3 protein-coding genes are annotated in these 1,545 nt (G+C 40.8%); 2 read left to right on the forward strand and 1 reads right to left on the reverse strand.

The window, feature by feature from the left end; translation table 11 throughout:
• The coding region (locus ACTXGO_RS13530) for a tRNA-dihydrouridine synthase (protein ID WP_443574888.1) at positions 1-216 on the forward strand (216 nt) is incomplete at its 5' end.
• Positions 217-333: 117 nt separating this feature from the next.
• On the opposite strand, the gene ACTXGO_RS13535 is transcribed toward ACTXGO_RS13530, so the two are convergent.
• Entirely contained in the window at positions 334-735 is a 402-nt protein-coding gene (locus tag ACTXGO_RS13535; RefSeq protein WP_443574889.1) for a DUF1622 domain-containing protein, read from the reverse strand.
• 329 nt (positions 736-1,064) lie between these two features.
• Between ACTXGO_RS13535 and ACTXGO_RS13540 the strand changes: the two genes are divergently transcribed.
• A partial coding sequence (locus ACTXGO_RS13540) for an SDR family NAD(P)-dependent oxidoreductase (RefSeq protein WP_443574890.1) occupies positions 1,065-1,545 on the forward strand: 481 nt, incomplete at its 3' end.

Consider the following 1,545-nt stretch of genomic DNA (forward strand, 5'->3'; position numbering starts at 1 on the left):
AGTGTGAGTGAGATTAAAGATATTGTACTCACGCATTTACAAGAGCTATATGCGTTTTATGGCGAGTACTCTGGTTGTCGTATCGCCCGCAAACATATTGCTTGGTACACTACAGGTATTCCAAACTCCAACGCCTTTCGTCAAGCGATGTATGGTGAGGAGAGTACCGCTGGACAATTTAAGGTGGTCGAGCGCTTCTTGCAAGCACACGAATAGCGTCATGCCTGTAGCACTGTGCCTGCTCTATTATTTATGCAGCATATTTTTATCATAGCTTATGAGTCATGATTTTAAGTTAGTTATGACTTTGATTGGCTTATGACTCTAGGTTACTTATGGTTCTAGATTCTCATCATAGATTTTTTCGTGCACACGCTGTGCGCTCTGCGGCGCTTTCTCTTGTTGCCAAGGGAAACGACCCTCTAGCTCCACTTGCAGTGATAAGCTTAAAAACGTACGAATCAGCACAATAAGGCCTAAAACCAATACGCCGCGCAAGGTCGGTTCTGTAACCACCGTCGCCATAATGTCAGCGGCAATCAAGACCTCAAGTCCTAACAAGATAGACTTGCCTACGGTTTGCCTGATTTCGACATAAGTATCATGATTAAAACCGCCCGTCACCTTGATACCTCGGTACAGTGCGTAAAACAGCCCTAAAAACATGATCAGAACACCAATCACCTCAACGATTTTGGCAATTAGATCGATATAGTGCGCTAAGGTCTCAATCAAAACATTCTCCTATCTGTATAAATATGTTTATTTTATCAAATAAGCATAGCGATACTGTGACACCTTGTTTGAATTCAATACTTGTTTTATTCAATAAATGAAGAATTATCAAAAGTCATTTATGTCTTAGAATACCTCTTATAAAAGCAATAGCTCCTTTTGTCGCTGCGTTCTAACAATAAACTTGACAAATTTTAGCCATCAACTAACAATGGTTAAGCGACAAAATACATAGCAGGTTTGATAAGTTATCTTTGCTATTGTAAATGTAGGCATTAATATGGAATGTTAATGTATCGATAACCACCCACAAAAAGGACATCTATCTTATGGCTAATCCCTCGAAAAAAACGATTTCTAAGTCTGTTAAAGGCAAAAACATTATTATTACGGGGGCATCAAGCGGCATCGGAGAGCGCACCGCTTATCTATTAAGCGAATGCGGCGCACACGTTATTATGCTGGCACGTACTGAAGACAAACTAAAAAAGGTTAAAGAAAATATCGTAGAGCTTGGCGGCAAAGCCAGCTACTATCCTTGTGACTTGACAGACATGGACGATATCGAAAAGGTGAGCGAACAAATTAAAGCTGATTTTGATCGCGTTGATGTGCTAGTCAATAATGCAGGGCGCTCAATCCGCCGCTCAGTTCACGAATCTGTCAATCGTTTTCATGATTTTGAGCGGACGATGGACATTAACTACTTTGGCGCGGTCAAAATCATTTTAGCCTTTTTGCCCGGTATGATAGAGCAGCAAGCCGGTCAAATCGTTAATATCTCATCGATCGGTGTTTTGGCAAATAGTC

It is taken from the genome of Psychrobacter sp. T6-1, from assembly GCF_052258445.1.